The organism is Mesorhizobium sp. WSM4850 (assembly GCF_055811735.1).
The window spans coordinates 596,900-619,683 of the sequence record NZ_JBVVPV010000001.1; the positions used below are offsets into that span (position 1 = coordinate 596,900).

Below are 22,784 nucleotides of genomic sequence, written 5' to 3' on the forward strand. Positions count from 1 at the left end.
GCGGCCCGACGAGCCGGCTTTCCTCATTTCGATTTCAGGAAGATGTCGAGCCCGACCAGCCTGTCGAGCAGGAAAACGGCGACAGCCGAGCAGGCGATGAAGACCACGGAGATCGCGGCGAGATCCGGCGTGATGATCGAGCGGATGGAGTTGTAGATCAGCACCGGCAGCGTCACGATGCGGGCATCGACGAGCAGCAGGCTGACCAGGAACTCGTTGAGCGCCAGGATGAACATCAGCAGCGAGCCGGTGATCACCCCTGGCATGACCGCCGGCAAGGTGACGGAGAAGAACACCTGGAGCGGCGGCGCGCCGCAATTGGCGGCGGCCAGTTCAAGATCCGGGTCAAGCCCGGTGGCGCTCGCCGTCACCGCCCAGATCATGAAGGGCAGGTTGATGACGCAGCAGGCGATGCCGACCGGCCAGAGCTGGCCGAGAATGCCGGCGTTGCCGAAGATCAGCATGAGGCCGATGCCCGATCCGATCAGCGGGATGGTGAATGGCAGCAGCAGGTAGATCTGGATCGTCTTCTCAAAACGAACCGCATATTTCGCCAGCGCGATGCCCGCCAGCGTGCCCACTGGAATGGCAACGATCGTACAGACCGTCGCGACCTGGAGCGTGCGCAGGAAAGCATTGCGCAGGTCGGAGGCCTGCGAAATACGCGCGTACCACCGCAGCGACAGTCCATGCGGCGGAAACGTGATGATGTTGCCGCCGGTAAACGAAGCGCCGAGCACAACGATCGTCGGCGCCGAAAGCGTCACCAGGGCGATCGTCACCAGGGTCCACAGGACAATCGATTTGCTGCGCGAGCCGCTCACGCCCGCGACCTCCCCATGGCGAGCGTTCCGGCTCCAAACAGCGCGAACACCAAGCCGACAAGGATTGACCCGAGCGCGACCAGCATAAGCGCCAGCATCGCGCCGAGACCCTGGTCGGAGGTGCGGAAGAACTGGTCGTAGATGGCGTTGGCGATGAAATCCTGCGAGCCGCCGCCAAGGATCGCAGGGACTGCGAAATCGGTGAGCGAAAGCGTCAGCACCACCACGCCGGCGCCGACGAAGCCTGGACGAGCGAGTGGCAGCACGACGTGGATGAACGTGCGAACCCAGTTCGCGCCGAGCGATCCAGCGGCTGCCTCGAGCTCTTCGGGAATGGCGGTGAGTGCCGGCGCCAGCATCAGTACGGCAAACGGCAGCATGTACTGGACGAGGCCGAACAGCACGGCGGGGTAGTTATAGATGAGCCGCATCGGGGCGACCCCGACAAGGCCGAGCGCCTCGTTCACCATGCCCTGGTTGCCGAGGATGATCAGCCAGCCATAGGCACGCACCACCTGGCCGATGAAGAACGGCAGGAACAGCGCAATCAGCAGGAATTTGCGCAATCCCGGCGAACGCGTGCGCACCATCAGATAGGCGTAGGGAAAGGCGAAGACGAGCGTCACCGCGGTGACGATCAGGGCGGCAACGAGGCTGCGCTGCGCGACGACCAGGAACAGTGGCTCGGTCAGCGCGCGGCGGAAATTGGCGATGGAATAGTCGTCGGAGAACTGGAAGGTGGTGGTGTCGAGCGTGCGCAGGCTGGCATCCGCGATCTGGATGAGACCAAGCACGAGCAGCCCGATAAGCAGCACCGCCGGAAGCAGCATCAGATAGGGCGTAGCGCGCCTGAACCGCGCCGGCCAGGTAGCGGCGGCAACGCCTTCCAACGCATCCATGATGTGCCATGTCAGGGGATAGGCTGTCCTGGCTGCCCGCATGAAAAATCCGTATCCGACGTCGTGAAGGAACCGGTGCCGCACGAGCGCAGCACCGGCCGACCGGCGTCAGCCCTGCATGATCGCCTTGAACTTGGAAAACCAGTCGCTCTCGTTCTCGACCTGGATCTTCGACGAGATGCGGATAAGGCGCTGGAAATCCGCTTCAGTGGTCGGATAGGACGGATCGCCCACCAGATCCTTGGGCGGCGTGAGGCCCGGCACCACGCCCGGCAAGCCAAGCCCGTCCAGCCAGATCTGCTGGGCTTCCTTGGTCAAGGCGTGATTGATGTACTGCTTGGCCCAGTAGAGTTCGTTTTCCGGCAGGCCCTTGGGGATCCACAGACCGTCAGTGTCAAATTTTGCACCCTCTTCCGGCACCACCCATTCGATTTTGACGCCGTTCTTGCGCGCCTCCCGGGCGTTGGTCGAGATGGTGCAGGCGGCGTCGATCTCGCCGTTCTGGAACCAGGTGGTGAAGTCGGGATCTTCGCCCAGCAGCGGCTGCTGTGCCTTCATCTTGGTGATGAAATCCCATGCCGGCTGCATGTTGCCGGGAATGTCCTCCAGCTTGCCACCACCGGCGACCTGGGCGGGGAAATGGAAGCCGATGCCGTCATTGTAGAAGGCAAGCCGACCCTTGAACTTCGGGTCGAGCAGATCTTTCCAGGACTTGGGCGGTCCATCCGGGAATGCCGCAGGCCGATAGGCAAGTACATAGACATAACCGTAGGTATTGACGATCGGGAAGCCTTCCAGGCCGGCCGGCTTGGCAAGGTCCGTCACATTGGCGAGGTTCGGCAGGTCGGAGAGGTCTTCCGTCACGCCGCGCAGTGCCGATTTCGTGGCATTGGTGGTGGTGTCCCAGTTGATATGGATCGGCGGGACGCGTTTCTGCGCCACGGCCGCCCAGACCTTGGGCTGAATCTCGTTGTCTTCGGTCAGGTCGTGACGGACAGCAATCCCCGTCATCTTGGTGAAGCTGTCGGACACGCCGGCCTTCAGGCTATCCACCCAGCTGCCGCCCCAGGCGCGCACGATGATCTCCGCCGGCTTTTCCGGTTCCTGCGCATAGGCGCCGCGCAGGCCGAGCGCTGAGGCGCCGCCGAGCGCAGCCGTGGCCTGAAGGAAGGTTCTGCGGGAAAGATGGGATAATGTCGGCTTAAAGCGCCTCATCTGCATTCTCCTCTGGGTTTGACCGGTCTCCGGTTCTATCGAAAAACAAGCATGTCCCTGGTGTTCCACCCCAGGAACACGCTTTCGCCTATGTCGAACTGCGTGTGCGCGGCGGGATCATGGTCGAAAACGCGAATGACCTCGTCGCCAATTGCGGCGCAGGCTACCTCGTAGACCATGCGCTCGCCTTCGAAGATGGTGTCGGTCACAGTCCCGGCCAGCATGCAATCAAGCTTCGACAGCTGCGCAGCATCGCCGGCGAGACGGATCTGTTCGGCGCGGATCGCTCCCGATGCCTTGTCGCCCTCGGCAGGCGGATTGACCGGATCGCCGACCTTTCCGGCAAGCATCAGATCACCCCGAACGATGGAAACATCGCCCATTTCCGATACGGCCCGTACCGTGCCGGCAATGAAATTGGTGACGCCGATGAAATTGGCGACGAAGGCGTTGCGTGGCTGGCGGTAGGTGTGGATCGGCCGTGCCTTCTGCTGGATCTCGCCCTGATCCATGACGACGATATCGTCGGAAACTACCAGCGCCTCGCGCTGGTCGTGGGTGACATTGATCGTGGTGACGCCGAGCTCACGCTGGATGCGGCGGAATTCAAGCTGCATTTCCTCGCGCAGCTTGCGGTCGAGTGCGGCGAGCGGCTCGTCGAGAAGCAGCAGGTCGGGCTCAAACACCAGCGCGCGCGCAATCGCGACGCGCTGCTGCTGCCCGCCGGACAGTTCGTGAATGCGCCTGCCGCCATAGCCTCCGAGCCGCACCAGAGCCAGATATCGCTCGACGCGGTCGGGAATGGTGCGTGCGTCGCGCCGACGCATCTTCAGCGGGAAGGCGACATTCTCGGCCGCCGTCATATGAGGAAACAAGGCAAGTCTCTGAAAGACCATACCGATCGACCGCTTGTGCGGTGGCACCGCGCTCACCGCTTCACCGTTGATGAAGATCTCGCCGCTGCTCGGGGTCTGGAACCCGGCGATCATCCGCAGGAGGGTTGTCTTGCCGGACCCAGACGGCCCGAGAATGGTGAGAAACCGGCCCTTCGGCAGATCGAAGGACACGTTCTTGACGGCTTGAACCCCATCGAAGTCCATCCCGACGTTGCGGGCCGTGACGGCGATTTCCCTGTCGCCTTCCGCTTCGTGCGAAGCTGCGGCCCGAAAACGCTCCTGCATTGTGGTTCCCCATTTGTCGCCGGTCGCATGCAAGGACGTCCAGCGTGTCAGGTGGTATATACAACCATATACAAGCTCGGTCTACACAGTCCTCGTTGCGCCGCATCTCAGTCGCTCAGATGGATGCGAGAAAGCCGCCGTCGACCGGAATGCAATGCCCGGTGACATAGGCGGATGCCCCGCTCGCCAAAAACACAACAGCTCCGGCCAAGTCCTGCATCGTGCCGAAGCGCCGCTGCGGGATCTTGGCCAGCATCGCAGTCTGCCAATCGGGATCCTGATAAAAGGCGTCCGTCATCGCCGTATGGAAATACCCCGGAGCGATGGCGTTGACGCGGATGCCGAGCGATGCCCATTCCGCGGCGAGTGCGCGGGTCATGCCCAGAAGCCCGGACTTGGACGAGCCGTAGGGTACCGCGGTCGGAATGCCGACATAGGAGGTCAGCGAGCAAAGATTGATGATCGCGCCACCGCTGTTGTCGTCAGCCATCCGCCGCGCCGCAGCCTGCGCGCAGAAGAAGGCGCCCTTCAGATTGGTCGATACGATGCGGTCCCATACCGCCTCGTCCACGTCGAGCGAGGGCTGGACTTTTTCGTAGCCGGCGTTGTTGACCAGAATGTCGAGCCCACCAAAGGCATCCGCCACCTCGTCGACCACCACGCGGATGCGATCGGTGTCGAGCACGTCGAGAGACCGGCAAAGCGACCTTCGCCGATGTGCGCTAATTCGGTCCGCCGTTTCACGAAGGGAATTTTCGTCGCGGGCGGTCACCGCCACATCGGCACCGGCCGCCGAGAGCGCCTCCGCCATGGCCTGGCCGATGCCGCGGCTGGCGCCCGTCACCAGCGCCTTTTTTCCGGTCAGGTCGAACAGGCGAGCGGCGTTCATGGCGGTTTCCTGCATTCCCGAAAAAAACCATGCGGTCGGATTGGAAACGAACACCAGTTGCGGCCGGTTGTCTATACATCTTGCGCTATTGCGGGGTGCCACTAAGACGGCGCGGCGCCGGTTTGCGGCGATCGCTTGAACGACGGCATCCCGGATGGCACCGGCTGGCTCGGCGCGAGAACCGCTCGATCGCCGAGTCGTTGAGCGCGCGCTGGAATCCCATGAGGACCGGCAAGCCGGTCGTGAGCCGGCGTCGACGTTCTACCCGCGTATCGCTAGCGCTTATGGCGTCGAAATCGACCTTGAAGCAGCGATCCGGGGCGCTCGGCAGGTTGATGCGGAGCTTTGTTCTTCCCTGCTGCCAAGGTCATTTCCGAGACGCCTGCCGTGATCCCATGGTTGTTCGCCATGGCGCCTCGACACGCTCGCCTGAGACATTGAATTCACCCTATCGGCGCGATTTTCCCGGGCGCCCTTGTCCAACCACCCCCGCTGAATGCGGGGTGATTGGACAATTTTGCATGGGAGGAAAAGTTCAGCGCATCAACGGCTGCCCGCCCATGGCGCACGACCCCCAAGGACCTTGCCGGGCTGTGGCTGTTCTTCTTTCGGAGCGACCATCGGTTGAGGCAAGGAAGCCGTGTGACTGGTATCCAAGGTCATTCCGCTGTTGTCGACGCCAGTAGGGAAGCCGCGGGTTGGATCGCGGTCCGGGTTTTGATTGGCAGCGAGCGAGACTCCTGTCGACAGGGCGAGGAGGGCGATAGCGGTTACAAGTTTGTTCATCGTACTGTTCCTTTCAATAACGAGCAGACCCGCCGACGGCGGCTCGCGCGGAATTGACTCCTGCTTTGCGAAATCCTGTCGGCTCTCTGTCTCGCCATCATGACGAGGCTCCCTGCTCACGGATGAAACTAGGCTGAGCCTGTCGCAGAGATTTGCCCGAGTGCTATCGAAGTGTATCCGAATGTATGAGAATCCATGCGAGGTCCCGCAGCTCTTGGACTTCGACAAATTTGGCTACAATTTTTTTTGGCCGCCTGTCGGCGTTTGCGCGGCCAGATACCTGTCGGGCGCCGTCATCAGGTCCAGGTAAGCGGAACTGCCGAAGAACGCCGATGACGTAAAAGCGGGACAATTCCCCTGATCGGGTGAACGCATAATTTGCTGATCGGGCGACCGTGCGGCGCCCACCATCAGGTGGTTCGCGACCGTCGCTTTAAATTGTGCGGCGGCTGTGTTGATGCGCTTATGAAATGATGGTAACGCGGTATTAAAGATTGTTTCGGGTTGTTACCTCTGGGGCGGGGCGAATGGGATTGGTGGTACCGCGGGCATGGCTGTGTGCCGGCCTACTGATAGGCTTGATGATGTCCGCGACGCCGATGGAGAAGGCTTCGGCCGACGTCGTGCCTGGCGCCATGGCCACCGGGCAGCCAACCTCCATCCCTGTCGGCTACATCGAATTCTGCAGACGGCGGGCCGCGGAGTGCGCAATACGATCAGGCAAGAGCGCTCCAGTCCTTCTGTCCGCGGGCATGGAAGGCAAGCTCGCCTCCGTCAACAAGCTGGTGAACAGATCGATCAGGCCCGCGAGCGATTTGGACGTTCACGGCATGATGGAATTCTGGTCCTATCCTGACCACGCGCTCGGCGACTGCGAGGATTATGTCCTGCTCAAGCGCCAGTTGCTCAGGCAGAAGGGCATATCGCTGTCGAACCTTCTGATCACCGTCGTCAGGAAGCAGGACGGCGAGGGGCACGCGGTGCTGACCGTCAAGACCGACAAAGGCGACTATGTGCTCGACAACCTCAATGACGATGTGAAGCCTTGGTCGGTAACTGGATATCGATTCATAAAAAGGCAGTCGTCTACGCATACCGGGCGCTGGGTCGCGATAATCGAACACCCCGATGTACTGGTCGGGGCAGTCGACTGAACCTCCCGAATTAGCGGATCGACAATGCCTGGCGCTGGCGCTCATGCCGGAGAACGGCCAGGATGCCCGGCTGCGCGCCTGTTCCGCACCGGCCCAGGCACATGACCCGTGATCTTGAGTCGCACTGCATGGGCGTTCCATTCCAGGCATAGGCTTATTACGAGCACCGGGAAGCGCTCCTTGCGGCGCTCGATAAGCTAATGTCCCTCAGCCGGAACTCGATTTCATTCCGCGCCTGATGCCGGTAGAGCTTTCTCTTCTGCCCGTGTTATGGACATGTCGAATGCTGGAGGATACAGGATGAAATTGAGAGACGCGGCACTTGCTGTCATTTCGAAAAAACGCAGAGGCGTGGCCTGGTATAAGGTCTCTCAGAAGAAGGCCGACAAATACGGTTTCTATGTTTATTCCAGTCATATGGTCTGGAAAGACCAGCCGTTTTTCCGAAAGGCGCTGCAGCGGGTCAAAAACATCCGTGGGATTCCAGATCCCCGGGCTTTCGTCCTGCAAAGCTGCTTGCGATCGATCGAGCGTATCGACGGCGATGTGGCCGAATGCGGCGTAAGGCAAGGCCGGTCGACGATATTCATGCTGATGAGCGATCTTCGGCCACGGCACTACCACCTTTTTGACTCGTTCGCTGGCCTCTCGGAACCGACCGCAGAGGATCGCAAGCCAAACGGCCGAACGCCATGGAAGTCCGGCGATCTCAGCACCGACGAGAAGGTAGCCAGAGAGAATATTTCCGACTTCAGCAACACCACTTTTCATGTCGGATGGATACCGGAAACTCTTTCCAACGTATCTGACCGGCGTTTCGCCCTGGTCCATATTGACGTCGATCTTTACGAGCCGACACGTGACGCGCTCGCCTTCTTCTACGATCGGGTGTGCGCGAATGGCATGATCATATGTGACGACTACGGCTCTGCGCTCTGTCCTGGAGCCCGAAAGGCCTTTGATCAATTTTTCGAAAACCGCCCGGAAGGCATCATCGAACTTCCAACGGGGCAGGCGATTGTCGTAAAGGCAAGCTAGTGCGCGGCATTCCGCGTCAACCAGCCGCAGGTTCGCGCGGTGTTCAGCTTGCACAAACAGTCCCACGAAGAACTGGGGAAAACAGAAAAATTGCGCAACAAAAGTAGCAGCTATTGGGAAAAACTGGTGCGGTCGAGAATTGTCGCACTTTGAGGCAGGCAAAGGACTTAGCAGAGAAATGGCTCTCACCTCGTCCCTTGATTCCATTGCAGGACCCCGGCGGGGCGCCCGCACCCTTGAGCTACTTCAAGCAGCGAAAGATTCTCGCCCCTTGACGGTTGCCACGCCGGCTGCAGAATCTCTGGCATGACGCGGGAGATAGGCATTGGCGACGAGGTGGCTGTGACTGCCACGGTGCGCCGGCGTGTCACTGAGGGCGGCGTAAGCGTCTCGATCCCGAGCTACAATTTCCCGCATTCGAGACAGCACATCTAAAGGTCAAGCGCGGCCAGAAGATCGACCTTACCGGAGACACCCGGATAGACGATGAGGGCGTCAAGGTCACGATCGGACCTCGCGGTCACGGTCGACATTGGAACGGTCAGTCTGTGGCGAAATATCGGGCGCCAAAGCGCAAGGTGCCGCTGTGCGACAAGGCGGGCTGAACGCAACAAGCCCTAGTGGCGATGATAAGCCTGAACCGTGCAGCCGCGCGGCGACTGGTGGCGATGAGATAAGCTGAATCCAGCGCCCTCGATTAAAGACTGAAGACGAATATCTTTTTCTTTTGGAACCCGCGCCACTACGGTCTGTGCGCGGTTTATGATATCGGCAAAGATGCGATCAGCCTTATCCTGGCCCAATCCCCTGCGGACATGCTGGTAAACAGCGAGGAGCAGAACGACATCATAGCTGTCTCGGAGAACGGATGGAAGCTTTCGGCTCCCCAAGTTCATGGCATCAAATCGGCTTTCGACGCCAGATCCCAGAAAGATCGAGCGAGCCACGCCGATATGAGGGTTTCAGGATGTCGATGCCGTGGATGTAAGCCGGCCTATGCTTGGCGATTTCATAAGCGACGATGCCCATGTTGCAGCCGACGTCGAGGATCGTCTTGCCGGCGTAGTCTACCCCGCACGAAAACAGCCCGTCGAGGCGATCCTCCCACGTTCCTGCGAATTTCTTGCGGGTGTTCCAAAACAGCATGAATTAGCCTCTCGTGGCTGGATAGGTCGGCGGCGTTATATCGGTCAAGAGCGCGCTGTGCTAGTCTAGTTTCCGTCCACAAACGTCTAGCGCTGAATGGCTGCGGCTACTCTCCATCGACACGAAGAGACGATGTCACGGCGGCAAGGCACGGGGTGTCCGTACGATGACGCCTACGACGGAGCAAAGTACGCGTTGAAGAACTGTTCAACGATGTCGTCGACGACCGATCTCTTTACGTGCCGTAAGTCCTCTTCGTAGCTATGAGTGAGGCCTCCATAGGTGACAAGCTCGAATGAGGGAAGGTAATGGACATTGTCCCGTTCCCGGCAGACTTGACCAAGCACAGCCCGAAGAACGGATTTGCCTTCAGTGTTCGCCGTGACGACATCCGCGTCTTGAAACGTCCGAGCCAATGCAACCGGTGAGACTGTGAGAATTATCGGTGCATCGGGTTTGTGTTGACGGACCATGTCCACGGTAGCCATCACGTTGGCATAATTTTCCTGAAAGCTGCTGACGTGAAGCGTCGTTTCCTGCATTCCGCCTCCGCCACGATAAAGCGGTTTCTGTGCTGCTACCTTGCCACTGGCCCTGTTGATGAAGACCTCAGTCATTCCGAAGGTAAATATGAATGCTGTGGCCGCATCGAAGCCAACCCGCATCTCCCTGTTCATGCTCTCGATTACCTCTTTGAGAACTTCCGGAGATTTGGCGAGGATGAGACGGCGGTAGGGGTCCTGAAAGCAGATCGGACCCCAAGGCGCAGGTTTTTTGATCTGCCACCAGTCGTCATTGGCTTGATCCCACAAGCCGAGCATTTGCTCAATCTGAAGGCGAACAGTGAAGGTGTTATAGAAGTTCATATGCTCTCGCCCGGGCAGCTCATCTACAATGGCTTGCGCTGGGTCGAAACTGATATTTCTGTAAGACGGAACGCAGGCGACCTGCTTGCTTGTTAACGCAAGACGAATTTCCTCTGCAAAGCAACTTCCCATCGTGAAGAATATATCTTTTCGAGTGAATACTGCGTTTTTACGGATTGTAATGACGCCTGAACTGGAAAAATCGCCATACTTGTTATTCAGTTTGTCCGCAGCCGCCAAATGGATAGGTTGAATGTACCCGAGTCGCTTGCGGAGCCGAAGATACTTTCGTCGAACTCGCTCTAGCAATGTCACATCGCTCCATGATCGTCATAGTTGGCCGCTGACAGCAATGCCCGACGTTTAGCCCGCTTCCCCGCTGGCCGCAATCCGGCCGGCACGCCGCCAAAGCTCGCAATCACTGCCGTCATGCGGAAGCCCATTATCGTCGCAAACGCTCTCTTCAAAGCCAACCGAAAATAGGCCCCAAGTCCCGATCATTAAGCGACTACTCTAAAGGCACGCCAAGAATCGCGGCGACCCTGTTGCAGAGCAGCACCAAAATTGGCATAGAACGTCTCCCTCTCATCTGGATTTTGCGCATAGAGGATTTTGGTGCCGACGTTCAGTGGAGTCGACAGGATCTGTCGACAGGATCTTTTTGTGTGACTATGAACGTTAAATTGCTAAAATATCACGCTTACAGCCGTTGGTTCGGGCGTCCCTCATGGAATGCTTCGTATCTGTTCGGACGGGCCTGCCGGCGGCTGAAGCCAGGCGATATTGTCATAGATGCCGGCGCGAATCTGGGTGAGATCACCTCGGCCTTGGCCAAGACGGGCTCGACGGTTCATGCCTTCGAGCCAGACCCCTACACCTTCGAACGGCTGCGCAAGAACGTTGGAGCATTCAAAAATGTCCATCTGTATCAGCAGGCGCTTGCCGACCAATCCGGGACTGCGAAGCTCTACCGGTCACGTAAATTCAGTTCTGACCCAGACTTTTGGTCGCAATCCTCTTCCTTGTATGCGGACAAATCTAACATTTCGAAAGACGACTACACTGAGGTTGAACAGTTAAGCATAGTTGATTTCGTTAGAGAACTTGGATCTCCGGTGAGGATACTGAAGATTGATGTAGAGGGCGCGGAAGTGCCAATGCTCGAATCGATATTATCCTGTGGAATAATGAACAAGATCGATATGATCTTTGCCGAAACCCACGAGAAAAAAATCCCACAGCTTGCAGAACGTACGCGCGCGCTCCGCGAAGCAATCAAACGAGATTGGGCCAATAAAATCAACTTGGACTGGCACTAGTCATCTCCACTGGATGTTGACGAGTGGATCGCGCCTTCATAACCACCTTTGCCATCACCTATAACAAGTCGAGTGATGAGCGACGTTCGAAAAAACATGGCGATCCGAACATGGTCGCTGCGATCTTTGTGCGGACAGCCCCTTGAAATTTGTGAGCTCAAATGAAGAAAAGAAGCCAGTTTCATATTTTCCGTAGATCGATTGCCGACACAATTCAGTATAGATTTCGCAACGCGCTGAGGAAAGACGATTTAGAAGCGCGTGGAAATCTATCGCCAGTTTCTCAAAAAGAAATATTGCTTGTGTCAGTCGTCAGGAACGAATATCCTGAGATAATTCCATTCCTTGATCACTATCGATCGATCGGCGTTTCCAGATTTGCCATTGTCGATGACCGTTCTGAGGACGGGACACGGGAATTTCTGTTGAGCCAGCCAGATGTGGACGTATTCATCTCACGAAAGACCTATGGAGAAGCAGGGCGCGGAACTTTCTGGCGACAGGATATAATCCGCAGATACGGGTTCAACCGGTGGTACGTGATCGTGGATGCGGATGAATACCTGGTTTATGATGGCATGAATCGCCACGACCTGCATGACCTTGCCGGTTGGATCCGAAAAAGAGGCATGAAGCACTTGCTGGCGCCGATGATCGACATGTATCCAGCAGGAGACTTAAGGGACTTTCCGTTTGACCCAAAACGCGCTCCTTGGGAGATAGCCGATCATTTCGATGCTTCGGGATACGACTACACGACGAGCCCGCAAAATATCAAAATCCGAGGTGGCCCGAGAAGTCGGGTGTTTGGTACGCACACCCTAACGAAATATCCGTTCGTATACGGGGATCGATTGACGATCTTAAATTCAATTCACGCTCCGCTACCCTATTGGCGTAACCACGTGGAGAGTTATGGTGCTCTTCTTCATTTTAAGTTTTTCTCTAATTTTACGACGAAGGCTCAGGTCGCCGCCGATGAAGGCCAATATTGGAACGGTGCTTCAAAATACAAGGAATACCTTTCCGCCACTATCGACAAGCCGGACTTCAATGTGATGAGCGATATTTCGCAAAGCTATTCGGGTATTCAGGATATAATCGGTGCGGGCCTGACCCAAGCTATTTCTTGGAATGATTAGATCGCTAACCCGGTCCTTGGCTGCTCATCAATTCTGGCGGTTGGGAGCCCGATTTGCCGGAGGCTCTATTCCAAAGCCCAGGCGATCATTCCTCTTGGACCCTTCGGAGAGTTGTGTATGCTCCCATGGTCACCGATCCCGTCAACGCGGGCTGGCATCCGGATTCGGCATTGACTGCACGTCCGAACAAAGTCACAGACAAGCAATCCGACATAGATTTATAGCAGATGTGCGAGCGGTGTCGCGAAAGTCGCATGGATCGGCAAAGGCCAACTGACACCGATGACACATCGCAGCAGGAAACCGAATGAGCGCAAAGAGACGAATTTCAGCGGCCTTGGCGTACCCGCTGGTCAAGCGCCTGATCCTCGAGAACCTGCCGCCGCACATAAAGCTGTATCTCGCCGGTTTGCTGTGCACGATTGCCGGTGCGGCGGCGACGTCCGGATTTGCCTGGATCATGCGCGACATGATCAACAGCATCTATATCGACAGGAACGCCGCCGCCGTTTGGGGTATCAGCGCGGCAATCATCGGACTTTCCGCTGTCAAGGGCATCGCGGCATACGGTCAAACCATTACGACCGGAAACGTCCGCAGGGCCATCGTGTCGGACCTCCAACACCGGCAGTTTTCCCGGGTGATGCGCCTCGACATTGGCCATTTCGTCAATCAGCATCCGGCCAAATTCATTTCCAAGATAATGTTCAATGCGCGCGCCGGTGCGTCCGTCATCATCACGCTGACGAGCAACACGGCCTCCGACGTTTTGACCCTGGTCGGACTGGCAAGCGTCATGGTCGTACAGGACCCGACCATGTCGCTTGTATCGGCGGCTGCTTTGCCGGTGATCTTCCTCTCGGTGAGCACGATCACGCGAAAGATCAAGTCGCTGGCAAGGGGCGAAACAGAGCTGGCGGCACAGGTTCAGTCGATCGGCACGGAAGCCATAGACGGCATTCGCACCATCAAATCGTTCCAGCTCGAGGAAAAGGCGATCGCCAGCTTCGCTAAGGCTGTCCGCAAGATGGAAAGGCGCGGCGTCCAGATCAACCGGACATCGGCGTTGATGAGTCCATTGATGGAGACAGGCGGTGGCTTCATTATCGGCCTTTTCCTCATTTATGCCAGTTGGCAGACCCTCGGCAACGGCAAGACCCCGGGCGAATTCATGGCCTTCATAACCGCCTTTCTGCTTGCCTATGAGCCCGCCAAGCGGCTCGCCCGGGTCAATGTCGACATCCAGAAGCAAATGGTTGCCGTCGAGCAGATGTATGATTTGATCGACACGCCCGAACAGCGACAACTCGCAACCGCAGGCGAGCACCTCACCGGCGCCGAGGGCGGTATCCGTTTTGAAGATGTGGCTTTCTCCTATGGCGGCAACAGCCCGGCGCTGCACGGTGTTTCCTTCGAGGTCCGACCTCGTGAGAAGCTGGCGATTGTTGGCCGCTCCGGCGCTGGCAAGACCACCATCGTCAATCTGATCCTGCGCCTGATGGAGCCGGACAGGGGCAGGATCTTCATCGACGACAAGGACATTGCGAAGATCAGCCTGGCCGACGTTCGCGACAATATCGCACTGGTGTCACAGGATATCTTCCTGTTCGAAGGTTCTATCCGTGACAACATTCGTGACGGACGCCCGAACGCCACGGATCAAGAAATCGATTCCGCGGCGGAACTCGCCCGGGTCACAAGTTTTGCTTCGAACCTTGAAAACGGGCTCGACACCCTGGTAGGGCCCGGCGGTACCAACCTGTCGGGCGGGCAGAAACAACGCGTTGCCATCGCGCGCGCCCTGCTCAAGGATGCGCCCGTGATTGTCTACGATGAAGCAACATCCGCGCTCGACGGCGAAAACGAACGGGCGGTCATGGAGGCTGCGTTCGACGATGCATTTCAGCGCACGGTGATCTGCATTGCGCACAGGCTTTCAACCATCAAGGCGGCCGATCGTATTCTGGTGTTTGACGCTGGCATCCTCGCGGACTCCGGGACTCATGACGAGCTCGCCAGGCGCAGCGAAATCTATCGCTCGATCTTCCATCTGGAAGCGTCCGCTTCGCTCGTCGAAGGCGGCAAAACGCTGCGGCAGAGCGTATTGCGCTGAAGGCCGATGACCAGTTTTTACCACGGTTCCTACATCCGGTATGTGATTGGTGGATTGGGCCTGCAGTTGCGCCGGTACACAAAGGCCGTGCGGACGCTGTTTGCCGGCTCCAAGCCTCGTTCCGTTCTTGAGCAGCAGGCCAAGGTCGACGCGCTGATTGCGCGCCGGGACTGGACAGGGCTTGAAGCAAGTACCAATGAAATGGCCATCATGGCCGATCGTGCCCGCGACCCCGAAATGATGCAGAAGGCAGGCCAGGCGTTCGAACGGCTGGGCAAGTTCGCACGGGCGGCCGAGCTTCGGCTTTCCGCTCGCCGGCAACGAAAAGGGAAAGGTGCCAACGAGTGGACTGGAGAAGACCTCGGCTCGGATACACTGCTGATCGATCTTGTAGAGGATGACCCTCGCAGCCTTGGCCGCGTTATCCGTCATGCGCGACTGGCCGGAGCCGCCGCTGCATGTGCGCAAAGCGCGACAATTCGGGTCGAGCCGCGCCTGGTATCGCTTGTACAGAGGACGTTCCCGAATGCGACCGTAGTCCCAGCGCAGCAGAATGTCGTTGGCGACAAATTTGCGACCTTCGAAAATCTCGCCTGGGTTTTCGGCCGCGATGCCGAAACACTTGCCGCCAATTTCGTGCCGCTGCGGGCAGATCCTGAACTCGTCGAAACATTCCGCAAGCGCTATCGCTCGATGACGGATCTGCCACTGGTGGGTCTGTCCTGGGGCAGCAAATCACACACCAAGGACGTGCCTGACTTCCCCGAATGGGCACGGTTCATCGCCCGCACACACGCGACGTTCGTTTCCCTCCAATACGGACAGATCAAGCCGGCGCTGCGGCGCCTGCGCAACGGCAATGACGCACGGCTTATCTATGACGACAGTGTCGACCAGATGCTTGATATGGACCGTTTCGCCGCGCAGATCGCCGCGCTCGATGCCGTCGTAACGATCAGTAATACGGCGGCCCATCTGTCCGGAGCACTCGGTGTTCCGACTATTTTCGTGATCGACGACAAGTTTCAGACAGCGTGGCCAGCGATTGGCGATCGAACGCCCTGGTATCCGAACGGCGTCGTCATGCGCAAGGAAGGACGTCCGTGGCCGGTGGTGCTCGACAACGTCGGCCGGCAGCTCTCGTCGATTCTGACGGCGCGTTCGACGCTGTCTAGCGATAGTTGAGGGTCGCTGTGCCGAGCAGACGGTCAATCCTTGAAAAGGCAAGAGCCGCCGACTTGCGCCCGCAAGGTGTTGACGGCAAGCGGCTGCAGAAGGTTCTCGATCGGGCAAAGAAGTTTTTTAAGCGCCCCTCTCGCCATGCTGACGAAAGCGTCAAACGCCATGCGAGCCTGATGGCGCAGAGTGTCGAACGGCATGACTGGCAGGCGGCCCGGGAACACGCGCTGGCACTCGGCCTGGTCGGTGAGCAGCTTGGCGATCGCGGGCTTGTCAAAAAAGCTGGGCGTGGACTGAGACGTCTCCGCGGCGGCAATCGTGCCTGGCAGTTGATTGCATCGAGCAAACAAGTGCCCGGCCGGCCCGAATGGGATGGCAGTGATCTTGCGGGTCGTAGGCTTGCCGTCGAGCGGCGCGAAGGTGATCTTGCAATTTTCCTCCAGTTCGCGTCGCTGCTTGGGCCGGTGGTCGCAGCTGCCGACCGATGCACCGTCTTCGTCGAGCCGCGACTCGCGCCACTTTATCGCCGAACCTATCCTGCGCTCGATGTCAGGCTAGAGCGAGAAGGGGAACTGGCTGCGGTGGACGCCGATGTCTTCGCCAGTTTCGAGACACTGGCGAGGTACTTCTGGCCGGATGAGCCGACAGCGCGCGCGCCCTTCGTTCCGTTGGAGCCGGACCACCGACTGGTCGCCCAGCTGCGCAGCACCTATCTCGATCGTGGCCCGGGGCCTCTGATCGGCTTCGCCTGGGGAAGCCTGAACAAGAGCAAGGACCTGCCGGTTCTGGACGATTGGCGGGCGCTGCTCGGCAATCTGCCGGGACGTTTCATCAGTATGCAGTATGGCGATGTCGGGCCAGCGCTCGCCGAATTCGAGCGCTCGGCGCCGGGACGCATCATCCATGACGCTTCCGTCGACCAGTTGTCGGATATGGACCGCTTTGCCGCGCAAATCGCAGCGCTCGATGCGGTGGTGACGATCAGCAATACCGGCGCCAATCTGGCCGGAGCGCTTGGCGTCCCGACTGTCGTCATGCTCGACGATGGGTTTCGGCTGTCGTGGCCTGCCTTCGGCGAGACCGTCGCCACATATCCAAGCGTTCGACTGGTGCGAAAGGGCGGCCGGGCGTGGGCGTCCGCCATGCGGGAAGCAGGTGGACGGGTTGCGCAAATCGTCGGTGGAGCTGGTGATGGAAGCTAGTCAACTGCTTGGCCGGGTTCGCCGAGTTATGGCGCTCGCAGGCTACAATTACAAGGTCTGGTTCCGTCGTCACCGGCGGCAGCTTTTCCTGCGCTGGCGCGATAGCGACATTGCCGATCAGATGGCGGACTATAGGCGAAGCATCGAGGCGCGCGACTGGTCGGCGGCGCTGCCGAAAGCCTTGGCGCTGGGATCGATCGCGAAGTCGAGACGCGAGGTCTACCTGCTCGACGAACTTAGCAAGGCGCTGATGCGTATGGGCGCCTACGGCCCTGCGGCCGAGCTCAAGATCGCCCGGCGCCACATCGTCGAGGGCCGCGTCGACGGCGAATGGCTCGGCCAGGATATCTCGGACCGGGTCCTGCTCGTCGATCTGATGGAAACCGAAAAGCAGGGTCTGGCCACCGCGATCCACCATGCGAGTTCCGTCGGCCGCGCGCTCGCCCGCGCGGCTCGCCTGATCGTCCTGGTCGAGCACCGCTTGGTGCCGCTGTTTCAGCGGACATTTCCCGCCGCCGATGTGCGGGCCGTCGGTCCGGGGAGCAAGGCCGCCTATGGCGAGGCCCAGCTCTTCGCCGGCGTCCAGCATCTGACTGCCGTGTTCGAGACGAATGAGACCACGATCCGGGAGCATTTTGTTCCCCTCAAGCCGGATCCGGCGCGGGTCGCTGAGCTTCGCGCCCGCTATCGCAAGGATGACCTGCCGTTGGTCGGCATCGCATGGGGCAGCTCCAATCCTGGCAAGGACCTGCCGCCACTTACGGCATGGCGCGGGCTTATCAGCCGTCCGGACCTCCGGTTCGTTTCGCTGCAATATGGCCGGATCGAGCCCGACCTGAAAATCCTGACCGATGGTGATCCCGCGCGCATCTTGCACGACGTCTTGGTGGATCAACTTGTCGACATGGATCTTTTCGCGGCGCAGGTTGCCGCGATGGACGCCGTGGTAACCATCAGCAATACCGGGGCGCATCTGGCGGGCGCGCTCGGCATCCCGTCGGTCTTTATTCTTGGCGATGGGTTCAAACGTTCCTGGCCGGTCGAGGGCGATCGCACGCCCTACTATCCCTCCGCCGTGCTGGTCTCGAAACGGGAACGGCCTTGGGCCGCGGTGATGGAAGACGCGCAAAACCACATGGGCTCACTCATCAGCGCTGGTTGAATCCACCGCCCAAGGCACCGCGAGTGTGCCAGGCAGGTTACAACCGGCGGAGAGTTAGGCGCCTTTCTTGACGGCGAGAGCATTGTAAACTAACCGGCGGGCGGCCGTTCTAGATTTTGCGGATAAGAGGCGATGCATATCTTTGGGTAGTAGTTTGGGAAAAAAGGCGTCTTCTCCTGTCAGCGATGGCTTTGTGCAGCGGCTCCTCGCGGCGTACCGGCTTGTGCATCCAGGAAATCTGTTCAAGCGCGGGCGTATCTACGCTCGCGGCAGGGCAGCGACGAGGACGGTCTACTTCGTCCCACACAACCGCAACAATGTTCGGCTGCTGGCTGACGCGGCAGAAATTCTGGGTGACCGCGGCATCCGCTGCGTGTTCGCGCATCTCGATGGATTGAAACGCGGCGGCGTAGCGCGACCTGAACTCAACACCCGAGGAATATCGCATATCGGCTTTGCTGACCTCGAGCGGATGATCAGGCCCGGTGACATGCTGGTGACGGGAAGTGACTTTGCGCCGCAATTTTTTAGGCGATTCATCGACTCCATCAACTTCGGCATGGTCCGTGTGGTCGGCCTCATCGGAGGTGCGCGAGAGCTGCGGCCGCATCGATTTGTGAGAGCTGACTACATCCTGTCGATGGGACCAGCGGCGCTGCAGCAAAGGCGACAGCCGACATATGTTGTCGGCTCCCCGGTCATTGAGCGTGCCGCCGCAAGCGCTGGTGCCAGGCACGACGAAGGGCTTTTTATGCTGGTGAACTTCAAGGGGAATATCGAGGACCCCGCAGATCGCCAGGCGATTGAAGCCGTGGCAGCCGCATGTGCAAAACTCGGCCTTGCCCATGTCGTTAGCGTCCACCCCACGATGTTCGCAAAAGTCGATATGCCGAACAAATCGCCGTTGGATTTCGCACAACTGCTCCCGGACGCTCTGGCGCTCGTAACGCGCCCAAGCACCACTGTTTATGAAGCAATCGCCTGCGGCATTCCGGTGGTGCTGTTTCCGCCGGTTTCGCCCATGGTCGAGTTCGACAGGCCCATGGGCGCTTTCAAACCAACGTTGTCGGAGCATGACCTCGTCGAGGACATCCGCGCTGCGGTCAGGTCAAGACCGACCTATTTTGAGCAAAGCCGGGACTTCCTCAATGCCAATCTGTCGATTGATCCAAAGGTGCCGGCTTCGCAACGGATTGCCGAAGCCTTAATCGATATTTACAATCGCTGATCCGCTCGATCAAAGTGCCGCAATCGGAGTCTATAAGTTGAGTTTGTAGTCCGCCTTTTTGCAAGGAAGCCGCCCCCTCCCTTGTCGTCTCGTTTCCCAAATCCGGGCGGACTTGGCTGCGCGTAATGCTTGACGACCTGGGGCGTCGCCGACCAGAAGAATCTGAGGGGCATTGCGCAAATCGACCCGACAAATCTCGCTACAACGGCTCCTAGCGCGACACTGCGGTGTCTGATATTTCAGGCGCAAGTCACGTTCGAAAGATTGCGCTTCTGCGCTATGAAGATGTGCGGCGGGATACAAACGATGCTTGCCCGGCTCGATTACTGGAAATGGCTCGATGAATCCTTTCAGCGACATGGCATATCTCATGTCGACGACAGGGCAGGTGTGAATTGATCCGATGCAAAGGCTTTGTCTGCGGATGCGGGCATAGCGGCACCACGCTGATAGCGACGATCCTTGCCTCGCATGCCGATGTCTTTTTGCCATTCGAAGAAACCAACGTGTTTTTCAAATGGACTCCACTTGCGCTGTATCGCTACTCGAAGCTGGAACGGGCGGCCATTGGGGCGGGCAAGTCGGTGCTGCTTGAAAAGACACCGCGTCATATCAGACGTGTCGACCGGATACGACGCCTGGTGCCGGGCGCGAAGTTCGTGATGCCGGTACGCGATGGGCGCGATACCGTTGCTTCGCTGACCAAGCGGCTTGGTGATGCGACCGAGAGCCTGGATCGCTGGATTTCGGACAACACAATGGTGCTTGCCGAGCGCGGCAGCACGGACGTCCTGATTTACCGCTACGAAGATCTTGTCAATGACCCGGAAGCGACCATCGAAAAGATCTGCACCTTCCTGGGATTGTCGTTCGACCAGAGTTTGCTCGACTATCATCGGAACCCGCAACGATGGTTCACACTCGATGCGCAACCCCAACATGCCGCGCTCCGCAACCAGCAGGTCAACAAGCCGATCTATGATGGCCGCGGCCGCTGGAAGACCGAACTGGGTCAAATGGAATTGAAGGAGCTTACCGAGGGACGCGGCAAACCGCTGATGCAGGCGTTCGGGTATGTTTGAGGGTTCCGTCGCGCGGATTGTTCACTCTGGAAGCGCGCGCGGATAGCCAAACTGATCGAAGTCGCGCTCATAGGCGCGGTAAATCGTATCGGCCAGTTCTGGCGTGAAATAGTCGGCAAGCCTGCGGCGCGAGGAGGTGTGCAGAGGTGGCATCGCCGCGCGTCGCATTTCCTCGCTTGCACCGACATGATCGAGAACCTGTTCGAAATCTCGTGCGAAAGTCTCGGTTTTGCCGATGAGGTCGAACACAACGCCTGGAAGGTTGACGATGTCGCTTTGCCTCTGCCAATGCTTGTCGATGCGCCATGTCGAGGTCGTGCAGGCAAAGGCGACGAAATCAGCAAACGACAGGCTCTTGTCAGCACCGACAGGCAGCGACGGATCCGCCCTTTCGCGATGGGCCAGATAGACCTCCACCCTGCCATAGCCAGGCACAAGGGGGCGGTCGCGATATTGGTCGGCCCAGCACGACAACAGCCTTGTATAGGGATTGCGAACGAAGGTGAACCGCAAGGCTTCGGGACTTGTGGCCATGCGATGGAACTGCACGATGCCATGGCGAGGCGCCTGCAAGCTCGACGCCTTTCGGTTGTGCACCTTCCAGTTCTGGTCGCTGCGCCACTCCGACACGGTATCATTGCCGATCATGGCTGCAAGGTTGCTGCGAATGCGGCTGCTCGCCGCCTTCGGCGTGGCGAGATACAGGATCTTGAGTTGCGGGACGACGTCGATCAGGTCGTCCGGCAGATAAGCCGTCTGCATCGCTCTGCTGTAGAAAGCCAGAGCTTCCGGATGCGCCCAGGCTAGAAACGGCTCCTTGACCAGACCGCGGAGATTTCGCAGCCCCGGTCGCAACGAGCGCTCCAGGCGGCGGATCACGCCGACTTTGCGTTTGCCCGAGACGGTCTTGTCGGCGGGCGAGACATGGCTGGTGGTCATCGGCAAAAACCCTCGCCTTGAAAGCAGTCTACCGTCGTGGCATAGCCGCAACCAGCGGAACTATACGCCAGCGCCCCGATCCAGGACCGGCTTGCCACGCTTAATAGACTGCGAGCAAAGTCCCGCCAAGTTGGAAAGCTTGATTGGCTTGCAAAAGGGCGTAGCGAGGTCGCATGGATTTGCCACGGCATGATCAACGGGTTCAAGCTGACCCGAAAAAGCCTATCCTGTTCGTGCGCCAGCGTTACGCGCCCTTTGGCGGAGGCGAGATCATGCTGGAAAACATCATGGCGGCGTTCGCCGCGCGTCAACGGCCGGTGGCCGTGCTGTCAGGCGACTGGCCGCGACACGAAGGCATAGAGTTCATCCAGTGCGCCGGCCGCCGCTTTCCCCGCTACCTGCGGGCGACGTCCTTTGCCCGAGCCGCCTGCCGCAAGATCGCCGAAATGCCGCCGGCCCTGGTGCAGAGCAACGATCGCCTTCCGTGCTGCGACGTCTTCCGTGCCGGGGAAGGCGTTCATGCCGCCTATCTTGCCGAGCGACGGCGTTTCGAGACGCGGCTTGGCACGGCAGCGATGGCGCTGAGCCCGTTTCACCGCCAGACGCTGCGCCTCGAGCGCGCGACCTATGGCAGCCCACGGCTTAAAGCGGTGATTGCCATTTCGAAAATGGTGGCGGAGGACATTGTCCGTCACTACGACTATCCGGCCGAACGCGTGCACCATATTCCCAACGGGGTCGACCTGGAGCGCTTCAACCTGGAGTTGCGAAGACAGCATCGAGCCGTGGTCCGCTCACGGCTTGGCGTCGACGATGACAGGCCGGTCGTTCTCTTCGTAGGCTCGGGTTTTGCGCGAAAAGGACTTCTTGCCTTGATGAAGTCTGTCGCAATGCTCGATGGTGAGCCGGAGTTATGGGTCATTGGCCACGATTCGCGCGCCGATACGTTCCAGCGGGCCGGTGACAGGCTTGGTCTTGGTGCAAGGCTCCGAATGCTGGGGCCGCAAAAAGATACGCTGCCATGGTACGGCGCCGCCGACATTGCGGTGCTGCCTTCCATCTATGATCCATTCGGCACAGTGGTGATCGAAGCCATGGCCAGCGGCTTGCCCGCCGTCGTCAGCACCGGGTGTGGGGCGCGCGAGCTTGTCGATCGCTTCGAGCCGACGCTTGTTTGCGACGCAGCCAGCGTAAACCACCTCGCCGCCGGGCTTGCCCGCGCCTTGCTGCTGTCGTCACGGCCCGAGACTGCGGCCAGGGTCAGGGCGGCAGCCGAACACTACGATTTCAACGTCATGATCAGGAGAATGATAGCGCTGTACGAAAATCTCGACCTGAAATAATTTTCGACATATTTTTTGAATCCGTTAGGATCACCGGAGTGCCAACCGGCCGGGGGACAGTTTCATTTGAACAACAG

General features: G+C 59.0%; 21 protein-coding genes and 1 pseudogene. 13 read left to right on the forward strand and 9 right to left on the reverse strand.

Going from position 1 to position 22,784, the window contains the following annotated elements; genetic code table 11:
• Positions 1 to 23: 23 nt before the first annotated feature.
• The 5 genes from AC0L2Z_RS02805 to AC0L2Z_RS02825 all read right to left on the reverse strand — a co-directional run bounded on the left by AC0L2Z_RS02805 (position 24) and on the right by AC0L2Z_RS02825 (position 5,008).
• Positions 24 to 824, reverse strand: coding sequence for an ABC transporter permease (locus AC0L2Z_RS02805; RefSeq protein WP_023799634.1), 801 nt, complete (start codon positions 822 to 824; stop codon positions 24 to 26).
• Positions 821 to 1,765, reverse strand: a complete 945-nt coding sequence (locus AC0L2Z_RS02810; RefSeq protein ID WP_473626577.1) for an ABC transporter permease — start codon at positions 1,763 to 1,765, stop codon at positions 821 to 823. Before AC0L2Z_RS02810 ends, AC0L2Z_RS02805 begins: the two co-directional genes overlap by 4 nt.
• Positions 1,766 to 1,831: 66 nt before the next feature.
• Positions 1,832 to 2,938, reverse strand: coding sequence for an ABC transporter substrate-binding protein (locus AC0L2Z_RS02815; RefSeq protein ID WP_473626578.1), 1,107 nt, complete (start codon positions 2,936 to 2,938; stop codon positions 1,832 to 1,834).
• Between the two features lie 35 nt (positions 2,939 to 2,973).
• Positions 2,974 to 4,038, reverse strand: coding sequence for an ABC transporter ATP-binding protein (locus tag AC0L2Z_RS02820; RefSeq protein WP_473626634.1), 1,065 nt, complete (start codon positions 4,036 to 4,038; stop codon positions 2,974 to 2,976).
• Positions 4,039 to 4,234: 196 nt separating this feature from the next.
• The gene (locus AC0L2Z_RS02825) at positions 4,235 to 5,008 is read right to left on the reverse strand and encodes an SDR family NAD(P)-dependent oxidoreductase (protein ID WP_473626580.1); all 774 of its coding nucleotides are present in this window, start codon (positions 5,006 to 5,008) and stop codon (positions 4,235 to 4,237) included.
• A 122-nt stretch (positions 5,009 to 5,130) separates the two neighbouring features.
• Here AC0L2Z_RS02825 and AC0L2Z_RS02830 point away from each other — a divergent pair.
• A pseudogene (locus tag AC0L2Z_RS02830) lies at positions 5,131 to 5,399 on the forward strand (plasmid stabilization protein).
• A 152-nt stretch (positions 5,400 to 5,551) separates the two neighbouring features.
• Here AC0L2Z_RS02830 and AC0L2Z_RS02835 read toward each other — a convergent pair.
• Positions 5,552 to 5,794 (reverse strand): hypothetical protein, encoded by a 243-nt coding sequence (locus AC0L2Z_RS02835; RefSeq protein ID WP_473626581.1) that lies wholly within the window; start codon positions 5,792 to 5,794, stop codon positions 5,552 to 5,554.
• Positions 5,795 to 6,321: 527 nt separating this feature from the next.
• On the opposite strand from AC0L2Z_RS02835, the gene AC0L2Z_RS02840 reads away from it, so the two are divergent.
• The 3 genes from AC0L2Z_RS02840 to AC0L2Z_RS02850 all read left to right on the forward strand — a co-directional run bounded on the left by AC0L2Z_RS02840 (position 6,322) and on the right by AC0L2Z_RS02850 (position 8,421).
• On the forward strand, positions 6,322 to 6,948 hold the full coding sequence (locus tag AC0L2Z_RS02840; protein WP_473626582.1) for a transglutaminase-like cysteine peptidase: 627 nt from the start codon (positions 6,322 to 6,324) through the stop codon (positions 6,946 to 6,948).
• A gap of 300 nt (positions 6,949 to 7,248) precedes the next feature.
• On the forward strand, positions 7,249 to 7,986 hold the full coding sequence (locus AC0L2Z_RS02845; RefSeq protein WP_036264615.1) for a TylF/MycF/NovP-related O-methyltransferase: 738 nt from the start codon (positions 7,249 to 7,251) through the stop codon (positions 7,984 to 7,986).
• 306 nt (positions 7,987 to 8,292) lie between these two features.
• Entirely contained in the window at positions 8,293 to 8,421 is a 129-nt protein-coding gene (locus AC0L2Z_RS02850) for a hypothetical protein (protein ID WP_473626583.1), read from the forward strand.
• A 465-nt stretch (positions 8,422 to 8,886) separates the two neighbouring features.
• Here AC0L2Z_RS02850 and AC0L2Z_RS02855 read toward each other — a convergent pair whose 3' ends face one another.
• The gene (locus tag AC0L2Z_RS02855) at positions 8,887 to 9,132 is read right to left on the reverse strand and encodes a class I SAM-dependent methyltransferase (RefSeq protein WP_473626585.1); all 246 of its coding nucleotides are present in this window, start codon (positions 9,130 to 9,132) and stop codon (positions 8,887 to 8,889) included.
• Positions 9,133 to 9,305: 173 nt separating this feature from the next.
• Positions 9,306 to 10,238, reverse strand: coding sequence for a GSCFA domain-containing protein (locus AC0L2Z_RS02860; RefSeq protein ID WP_473533787.1), 933 nt, complete (start codon positions 10,236 to 10,238; stop codon positions 9,306 to 9,308).
• A 305-nt stretch (positions 10,239 to 10,543) separates the two neighbouring features.
• Here AC0L2Z_RS02860 and AC0L2Z_RS02865 point away from each other — a divergent pair, with 305 nt between their 5' ends.
• The 8 genes from AC0L2Z_RS02865 to AC0L2Z_RS02900 all read left to right on the forward strand — a co-directional run bounded on the left by AC0L2Z_RS02865 (position 10,544) and on the right by AC0L2Z_RS02900 (position 20,425).
• Entirely contained in the window at positions 10,544 to 11,317 is a 774-nt protein-coding gene (locus tag AC0L2Z_RS02865; protein WP_473626586.1) for an FkbM family methyltransferase, read from the forward strand.
• Between the two features lie 161 nt (positions 11,318 to 11,478).
• Entirely contained in the window at positions 11,479 to 12,459 is a 981-nt protein-coding gene (locus AC0L2Z_RS02870; RefSeq protein ID WP_473626587.1) for a glycosyltransferase family 2 protein, read from the forward strand.
• 460 nt (positions 12,460 to 12,919) lie between these two features.
• Positions 12,920 to 14,572, forward strand: a complete 1,653-nt coding sequence (locus AC0L2Z_RS02875) for an ABC transporter ATP-binding protein (RefSeq protein WP_473626635.1) — start codon at positions 12,920 to 12,922, stop codon at positions 14,570 to 14,572.
• A gap of 6 nt (positions 14,573 to 14,578) precedes the next feature.
• Complete coding sequence (locus tag AC0L2Z_RS02880; RefSeq protein ID WP_473626589.1) at positions 14,579 to 15,757, forward strand: glycosyltransferase family 9 protein; 1,179 nt, start codon at positions 14,579 to 14,581, stop codon at positions 15,755 to 15,757.
• Positions 15,758 to 15,927: 170 nt separating this feature from the next.
• Complete coding sequence (locus AC0L2Z_RS02885) at positions 15,928 to 16,953, forward strand: glycosyltransferase family 9 protein (RefSeq protein WP_473626590.1); 1,026 nt, start codon at positions 15,928 to 15,930, stop codon at positions 16,951 to 16,953.
• Positions 16,943 to 18,115 carry a glycosyltransferase family 9 protein gene (locus AC0L2Z_RS02890; RefSeq protein WP_473626591.1) on the forward strand — a complete coding sequence of 391 codons (1,173 nt, stop codon included), beginning with the start codon at positions 16,943 to 16,945 and terminating at the stop codon, positions 18,113 to 18,115. Before AC0L2Z_RS02885 ends, AC0L2Z_RS02890 begins: the two co-directional genes overlap by 11 nt.
• A gap of 154 nt (positions 18,116 to 18,269) precedes the next feature.
• A complete protein-coding gene (locus AC0L2Z_RS02895; RefSeq protein ID WP_473626593.1) occupies positions 18,270 to 19,343 on the forward strand; it encodes a glycosyltransferase in 1,074 nt (357 codons plus the stop codon).
• Positions 19,344 to 19,828: 485 nt separating this feature from the next.
• On the forward strand, positions 19,829 to 20,425 hold the full coding sequence (locus AC0L2Z_RS02900) for a sulfotransferase family protein (RefSeq protein WP_473626594.1): 597 nt from the start codon (positions 19,829 to 19,831) through the stop codon (positions 20,423 to 20,425).
• A 21-nt stretch (positions 20,426 to 20,446) separates the two neighbouring features.
• On the opposite strand, the gene AC0L2Z_RS02905 is transcribed toward AC0L2Z_RS02900, so the two are convergent.
• Complete coding sequence (locus tag AC0L2Z_RS02905; RefSeq protein WP_473626595.1) at positions 20,447 to 21,364, reverse strand: sulfotransferase family protein; 918 nt, start codon at positions 21,362 to 21,364, stop codon at positions 20,447 to 20,449.
• 173 nt (positions 21,365 to 21,537) lie between these two features.
• Here AC0L2Z_RS02905 and AC0L2Z_RS02910 point away from each other — a divergent pair, with 173 nt between their 5' ends.
• Positions 21,538 to 22,707, forward strand: coding sequence for a glycosyltransferase family 4 protein (locus AC0L2Z_RS02910; RefSeq protein ID WP_023799613.1), 1,170 nt, complete (start codon positions 21,538 to 21,540; stop codon positions 22,705 to 22,707).
• Positions 22,708 to 22,784 lie beyond the last annotated feature (77 nt).

Excerpts from the sequence above, each read along its gene's own strand:
- AC0L2Z_RS02905 (WP_473626595.1), bottom strand. The coding sequence starts at position 21,364 with ATGACCACCAGCCATGTCTCGCCCGCCGACAAGACCGTCTCGGGCAAA.
- AC0L2Z_RS02880 (WP_473626589.1), top strand. The coding sequence starts at position 14,579 with ATGACCAGTTTTTACCACGGTTCCTACATCCGGTATGTGATTGGTGGA.
- AC0L2Z_RS02850 (WP_473626583.1), top strand. The coding sequence starts at position 8,293 with ATGACGCGGGAGATAGGCATTGGCGACGAGGTGGCTGTGACTGCCACG.
- AC0L2Z_RS02825 (WP_473626580.1), bottom strand. The coding sequence starts at position 5,008 with ATGAACGCCGCTCGCCTGTTCGACCTGACCGGAAAAAAGGCGCTGGTG.
- AC0L2Z_RS02810 (WP_473626577.1), bottom strand. The coding sequence starts at position 1,765 with ATGCGGGCAGCCAGGACAGCCTATCCCCTGACATGGCACATCATGGAT.
- AC0L2Z_RS02820 (WP_473626634.1), bottom strand. The coding sequence starts at position 4,038 with ATGGACTTCGATGGGGTTCAAGCCGTCAAGAACGTGTCCTTCGATCTG.
- AC0L2Z_RS02855 (WP_473626585.1), bottom strand. The coding sequence starts at position 9,132 with ATGCTGTTTTGGAACACCCGCAAGAAATTCGCAGGAACGTGGGAGGAT.
- AC0L2Z_RS02870 (WP_473626587.1), top strand. The coding sequence starts at position 11,479 with ATGAAGAAAAGAAGCCAGTTTCATATTTTCCGTAGATCGATTGCCGAC.
- AC0L2Z_RS02835 (WP_473626581.1), bottom strand. The coding sequence starts at position 5,794 with ATGAACAAACTTGTAACCGCTATCGCCCTCCTCGCCCTGTCGACAGGA.
- AC0L2Z_RS02845 (WP_036264615.1), top strand. The coding sequence starts at position 7,249 with ATGAAATTGAGAGACGCGGCACTTGCTGTCATTTCGAAAAAACGCAGA.
- AC0L2Z_RS02885 (WP_473626590.1), top strand. The coding sequence starts at position 15,928 with ATGGCGCAGAGTGTCGAACGGCATGACTGGCAGGCGGCCCGGGAACAC.
- AC0L2Z_RS02840 (WP_473626582.1), top strand. The coding sequence starts at position 6,322 with ATGGGATTGGTGGTACCGCGGGCATGGCTGTGTGCCGGCCTACTGATA.
- AC0L2Z_RS02890 (WP_473626591.1), top strand. The coding sequence starts at position 16,943 with ATGGAAGCTAGTCAACTGCTTGGCCGGGTTCGCCGAGTTATGGCGCTC.
- AC0L2Z_RS02815 (WP_473626578.1), bottom strand. The coding sequence starts at position 2,938 with ATGAGGCGCTTTAAGCCGACATTATCCCATCTTTCCCGCAGAACCTTC.
- AC0L2Z_RS02910 (WP_023799613.1), top strand. The coding sequence starts at position 21,538 with ATGGATTTGCCACGGCATGATCAACGGGTTCAAGCTGACCCGAAAAAG.
- AC0L2Z_RS02875 (WP_473626635.1), top strand. The coding sequence starts at position 12,920 with ATGCGCGACATGATCAACAGCATCTATATCGACAGGAACGCCGCCGCC.